The organism is Desulfococcus sp., assembly GCF_041737845.1.
Classification (GTDB): Bacteria; Desulfobacterota; Desulfobacteria; order Desulfobacterales; family Desulfococcaceae; genus Desulfococcus.
Window position 1 is genome coordinate 20,977 of the sequence record NZ_JBGSQX010000143.1, and the last position, 6,168, is coordinate 27,144.

At 66.4% G+C, this 6,168-nt stretch carries 5 protein-coding genes; 2 read left to right on the plus strand and 3 right to left on the minus strand.

Annotated features, from left to right (window positions below; genetic code table 11):
- The first annotated feature begins 6 nt into the window (after nucleotides 1-6).
- Nucleotides 7-1,959 (plus strand): SelB C-terminal domain-containing protein, encoded by a 1,953-nt coding sequence (locus ACEW8N_RS16825; RefSeq protein WP_373501009.1) that lies wholly within the window; start codon nucleotides 7-9, stop codon nucleotides 1,957-1,959.
- A complete protein-coding gene (cysS, locus tag ACEW8N_RS16830) occupies nucleotides 1,928-3,181 on the plus strand; it encodes a cysteine--tRNA ligase (protein ID WP_373501010.1) in 1,254 nt (417 codons plus the stop codon). Before ACEW8N_RS16825 ends, cysS begins: the two co-directional genes overlap by 32 nt.
- A 289-nt stretch (nucleotides 3,182-3,470) precedes the next feature.
- Here cysS and ACEW8N_RS16835 read toward each other — a convergent pair whose 3' ends face one another.
- From ACEW8N_RS16835 to ACEW8N_RS16845, 3 genes are all read right to left on the minus strand, one after another.
- Nucleotides 3,471-4,067 carry a histidine phosphatase family protein gene (locus ACEW8N_RS16835; protein WP_373501011.1) on the minus strand — a complete coding sequence of 199 codons (597 nt, stop codon included), beginning with the start codon at nucleotides 4,065-4,067 and terminating at the stop codon, nucleotides 3,471-3,473.
- The gene (locus ACEW8N_RS16840; RefSeq protein WP_373501012.1) at nucleotides 4,036-5,241 is read right to left on the minus strand and encodes a DVU_1551 family NTP transferase; all 1,206 of its coding nucleotides are present in this window, start codon (nucleotides 5,239-5,241) and stop codon (nucleotides 4,036-4,038) included. The genes ACEW8N_RS16835 and ACEW8N_RS16840 overlap by 32 nt, the downstream gene beginning before the upstream one ends.
- On the minus strand, nucleotides 5,238-6,168 hold a 931-nt coding region (locus ACEW8N_RS16845; RefSeq protein ID WP_373501013.1), incomplete at its 5' end, for an XdhC family aldehyde oxidoreductase maturation factor. The genes ACEW8N_RS16845 and ACEW8N_RS16840, both read right to left, overlap by 4 nt.

Genomic DNA, 6,168 nt, shown 5'->3' on the forward strand with positions numbered 1-6,168 from the left:
AACATCATGAACACCCATATCACCATCGGCGTGGCGGGCCACGTGGACCACGGTAAGACGGCGCTGGTCCGCTCCCTGACCGGCGTGGACACCGACCGGATGAAAGAAGAAAAAGAGCGGGGCCTTTCCATCGAGTCGGGGGTGGCGCCCCTCTTCATGCCCGGCGGGGCGCGGGCGGCCCTGATCGACGTGCCGGGCCATACCGATTTCCTGAAGAACACGATCCGGGGTCTCTGCGCCGTGGATCTTGCGGTGCTGGTGGTGGCGGCAGACGACGGCGTAATGCCCCAGACGGTGGAACACCTCAACATCCTGACCACCCTCGGCGCCGCGGGAGGATTGGTGGTGGTCGGCAAAAGCGACCTGGTGGATGCGGAAACCCTCGAACTGGCCCGGATGGAGGTCGAAGACCTGGTCCGGGGGACCTTTCTGGAAGGAAAGCCCGTGGTGCCGTTTTCTGCCCGAACCGAACAGGGCAGGTCCGCGGTTCTGGGGGCACTGGAAGCCGAGCTCGCCCTGGCCGGCGGCAAGCGCGGCGACGCCCCCTTCCGGCTCTGGATCGACCAGGTCAGGCAGTTTCCCGGCCTCGGCACGGTCGTCAGCGGCACGGTGCTCGGGGGGGCGCTAACCAAGAACGATGCCGTGGATATCCTGCCCCGGGGCATCCGAACCCGCGCCAAGTCCCTTGAGGTTCATGGAGAGCCGGCATCCTATGCATTCGCCGGCCAGCGGGTCGGGGTCAATCTCCACCGGGTGCCCCTTTCTGCGGTTCGCCGGGGAAGCCTCCTGGCGCGGGCGGATACCCTGAACACCGCGACACTCATCAACGCCGAGCTGAAGATGCTGCGGCCGCATACCGAAAGCATCGACAACCGACAAATGGTGAAGCTTTACCTCGGCACCGCGGTTGTCGCCGCGATGATCGTAACAATGGAGACGGAAGTCCTGGAGCCCGGGGATACCGGTTTGGTCCAGTGCCGCCTGGCGTCGCCGGTTCCGGCCCTGCCCGGGGACCGGTTTCTGGTCTCCCCCATGAACCGGGCGGCGGTCATCGCCGGAGGCCGGGTTCTAAAAACCTCGAAGGTCAAGTACCGCGCCGGAAAAGCGAAGGCCCTGCTCCCCTATCTGAGGGCGCTTCAATCCGGCAGGCCCGAGGAGATCCTGGCGCGCCTCCTGGACCGGCATCCCTATCGGCCCGTCACCGAAGGCTTCGCTGCCGAACAGACCGGGCTTTCACCGGAGATCTGCCGCCGGGAGATCGAACGGCGGGTCGAAGGCGGCGAATGGCTGTCCCTCGGGGAACCGGGGGCCGTAGGAAAGGCGGCCGGCAATCGCCTGAGGGAGATGGTCCTGCAAATCGTGGCCCAGACCCTCCGGCAGGACGCCCTGAGGGTCGATCTCAAGGCCGTGGAGATCGGCGACAAACTCCCGGCCGATGCGGACAGGGCGCTGATTCATTGGATCCTGGCCGGACTGTGCCGGGAAGGCCGCCTGATCCAGGAGGGCGGCGGCTACCGTATGGCCGAGGTGACGGGGCGTCTGACGTCAACTCAGATGAAGCTGGTCGAAGAACTCCACGATTTTGCGGCAAAAGCGGGAATCACCCCCTTCACCGCCCACACGGCCTGGCGGTCCTTCCGTCAGGGGACGTCCAAACGGGATGTCGAAAAGCTCCTGGGGTATCTGGCCCGACAGCACCGGCTGGTCCGGCTCAACAACGACCGGTTTCTTTCCCCTGAAGCCCTGGAAGAGATCATGGGCAGGGTCCGGGCCGCCATCTCGTGCAGGGGGCACATCACTGCGAACGACTGCAATGCGATACTGGGCTATGGCCGCACGGGGGCTCTTCCCGTTCTGGAATACCTGGACGAAATTGGTTTTACGGAGCGCCGGGGAAACGATCGCATGCTGGTGTCCAACGGTGAAAATGCGCCTCTACAATACGCTCACCGGGGATAAACAGCCCTTTGTCCCCTCATCGCCGGGCCGGGTCGGGCTTTACGTCTGCGGCCCGACGGTCTACGACGACGCCCACCTGGGTCATGCGCGCGGGGCGGTCTTTTTCGACGTGCTGCATCGTTTTTTCAAAACCCTGGGATGGACCGTGACCAGCGTCTGCAACTACACGGACATCGACGACAAGATCCTGGCGCGGGCCGAAACCCTCGGGGTGGGGTACGACGCCGTCGCGTCGCGCTTTATCGCCGCCTATGAGGCAGACATGCAACACCTGGGGGTCCGCCCGCCGGACCATGCCCCCCGGGCCACGAAATACATCCGCCCCATGCAGGAGATGATCGGACGCCTGCTCCAGAAGGGACATGCCTACCGGGTTCAGGACCGGGTCTATTTCCGGGTGGAATCCTTTCCGGCCTATGGGCGGCTCTCCCGCCGATGCATAGAAAATATGCCGGCGGTCTCCCGGGTGGAATCCGATCCCGATAAATCCAATCCCCATGATTTCCTTTTATGGAAGCCTTCCGAGCCCGATGCGCCGGGATGGGAGAGCCCTTGGGGCCGGGGACGGCCGGGCTGGCATATCGAGTGCTCGGCCATGGCGCAAACGCTGTTGGGAGACCGCTTCGATATCCACGGCGGCGGCACGGACCTCGTCTTCCCCCACCACGAGAACGAGATCGCCCAGTCCCAGGCCGTTACCGGCAAAAACCCCGCCCGCTTCTGGGTCCACCACGGCCTGGTCGACATGGACGGCCGGAAGATGGCCAAATCGACCGGCCGTTTCGTGACGCTCCGCACCCTGTTCGACATCTACCCTCCCGATGCGATCCGGCTTTTTCTCCTATCCAAACACTATCGCCATCCCCTCGACTACAGCCCGGAGCGGATGGCGGAATCCGCTGCCGGAGCGGAGCGGATCCGCCGGACCCTGGCCCGCGCGGAACAGACGATCGGCCCCCCGGACCCCGCCTGCCGGCCGACGGCGGGCGACTGGACCGACTTCTCCGCTGCGCTTGCGGACGACCTCAATACGCCCGCTGCCGGCGCCATCCTGTTTCGCGCAGTCCGACGGATGAACCTGGGATTGAATTCGGCGCAGCAGGGCAGCCTTGCCGCCGGGGATATCCGAACACTGAGGGCTGTCCGGGCCACGGTGCTGAAAATGTCCCGGGACGTCCTGGGGATCGTCCGGACGGATCACCTTTCCTGCATCCGCCCATAGCGGTAATCCCCTGAGGGGCTTACTTTCTCCCTGATGGTGCCGAGGCACAGCCTGCTGCCGGCCTGTTCAATTCCTGACGACCCAGTCACCGGATATTAATTCGAGCCTGTGTTTGCCGTAATGTCGAAACACCATCGGCGCTGTCTTCTTCTCCCATCGGCCGATTTTCTCGATCGTCCTGAAAGACTGCAGAACGCTTGCTGCCGCGGCCATGGATTCGTCGCCCGACCGGCGTCCGGCCGAGGAAAACCGCACGCCCTGAACGCGCCGTTTTGACCTTGCCGCAAGCTCATGCAGGATACGCGCGGCGGCAGTTCAGGGTTTTGACGCGGAAGGGGCGAACCGAAGGATCGATCAGGGTGAGGCCGCCGTAATCCTGCTCCAGGCGGAAGAGATGCGTGAGGGGGATCCCCAGGAGGTTGCAGAGGATCACGCGGTTGACGCCGGCATGGCCCACCACCAGGAGGGGTCCGACGGGGAATTCCGAAAGCTTCATAAAAGCGGGCATCACCCGACCCTCAAGATCGGCAAAGGATTCCCCGCCAGGCGGCCGGAAGGTGTCCAGTGCCTCGCCCCGGGCGGCCCACTCCTCGGGAAACCGGGCCCGGATGTCGGCCATCCCCGCCCCCTCCCAGGAACCCAGGGAGATTTCCCGGAGCGCTTCCAGGATATGGAAGGGGGCCGACGCCCCCGCGATGATTCCGGCGGTTTCGCGGGATCGGGCCAGGTCGCTGCAGAAGAGCCCCTTCCACGGCACGCCCTTGAAAGCGTCGCGCCATTCACGGGCCTGGCGCCGCCCGGTCTCGTTCAAAGGGAGGTCCGTCCAGCCGATGAACCGCCGGTCCGGACCGGTGTCAATCTCCCCGTGCCGAAGCAGATAGATCATGAGTTCTCTCCGCCAGGATAGACGCAAGGGGGCGGCCCACACACCGTTCGACCTCGTCCCGGACCGCCTGGGCGCTGGATAGACGACGGGCAATCCCCGCCGCTGCCGCGGACTCCCCGCCGAACCTGGCCGCCTGCCGCCGGAACCGCTCTTCCAGCGTCACCCGAACGTCTCCGTCCGCGAGTTTGTCCGCCAGAAAAACCACCTCGGCCTCCTCCAGCCGCCCCTCCCGCTCCGGGGGAAGCTCCATGTGGACGGCCACGATGTCGGCCACGGCGTCAAACCCCATGGAACGAAGGAATGCCGCGCCCGCCCGGGCGTGGTCCGGCTGCTCCCGGGCCAGATCGTGGACCAGGGCCGCAGCGCGGATGAGGGGAAGGGAAAGGGGGCTGCCGGTGCGGCGCCTCCCTTCCGCCTGGTTCAGGGCATGCCCCAGGATCACGGCCGCATCGGCCACGGCCCGGCAGTGGCCCCATACCGACGGCGGCACCGCCAGGACTTCGACCATGAGGGCTGCGCATTCCGCGGGCGAAGGAAGGTCGTAACAGAACTGGCCATCCGCGATGCGGCGATAATCCTCGGGCGTATCCATATCCACCAGGATGAACCGATCCGCCACGGGGATCTCCACCGCGCAGCGCTCCCATTCGGCTGTGTACGTCCGGAGGCCGCCGTCTCCGCGCCATTTCAGGATGTCAGCGATGTGGCCGCCGCCGATGAGGGGCGGGTGGCCCCGCCGGCCCTGGAAGGTCGGGTGAAGGATGGCGCGCCCGGCGTCCATTTCCGGACCACCCTTCCCCGGGATGCGCCGCCAGGCGTCCATAAGCCGCCGGAGGGTGGACGGCCGAACGAGCGGGACATCCACCGGCAGCATGAAAACGCCCGCGCAGCGAAAATCGAGGGTTTTCAACCCCGCCAGGACCGATGTGAACATGCCGCCCTCATACCCGGAATTGAACACCGCGCGGGCGCCCGCCTTTTGCACGACCGGTATCAGCCGTTCCCCATGGTGGCCCACGACCACGCGGATATCGGTGATCCCGGCCGTCTGAAACAGGTCGATGACCCGTTCGACGACCGTGCCCTCGCCCAGGGCGAGCAGGGGCTTGTCGCGGCCCATGCGGGTCGACTTGCCCGCGGCCAGGACAAGGGCGGCCAGACCCGCGCCGGTCATCTCCGGGAGGCCCGGGCCGCGATCAATTCCGCCACGATGCTGACGGCGATCTCCTCGGGGGTCTCGGCCTCGATGTCGATGCCGATGGGGCAATGGACCCGGGCGAAATCCGCGTCCGTCATGCCCTCATCGCGAAGGACGGCGTAGATGGCGTCGCGCTTTCGCCGGCTGCCGATCATGCCGATATACCCGGCGTCCGTCCCGAGGGCCTGCTGCAGCACGGTCCGGTCATGGTGATGGCCGCGGGTGAGAATCACCAGATAGCTGTCCGGGTCGACGGGAAGCCCGGCCATCGCTTCATTGAAGTCGTCGATCACCCGGACCTCCTCGGCCCGGGGGAACCGCGGGCCGCTGGCGAATTCCGCCCGGTCGTCCAGCACCACGGTGCGGAAACCGACCAGGTGGGTCAGCCGGGAGACCGCCCGGGAGACATGGCCCGCGCCGAAAAGATAGGCGGTACCGGGAATGAACGCCGGCTCCGCGAGATACCTGCGCCCGTCGTGGATGACCATCACCGGCGCACGCTCCTTTCGGGTTTTTTCCAGGAGCGCCGGCAGGACGGACCGGGGAAACCCGTCGCTCGCAACGATGTCGCCGTCCGCGAACACCACCGCCCGGGCGATGGCGCCGTGGCCCGCCTCGGGGATGTCGGCCGCCAGGAGGTATTTCCGGCCCCGGCGCCCTGCCTCCTCCAGGGTCTGGAAAATCCCCCTGACCTCCGGGTCCGGGGAGATCCGCTCCAAAAGCACGTCCAGCCGCCCGCCGCAGATCATGTCCATTTCACCCGCGGCGCCAGAGTCCAGGTGGAAGGCGCGGATCTCAAACCGGCCCGAGGAGAGGATGTCGGGGGCCGCGGCCATGACCTCGCCCTCCACGGGGCCGCCGCCGATGGTGCCGACGATGCCGCCGTCCGCCCGGATGATCATC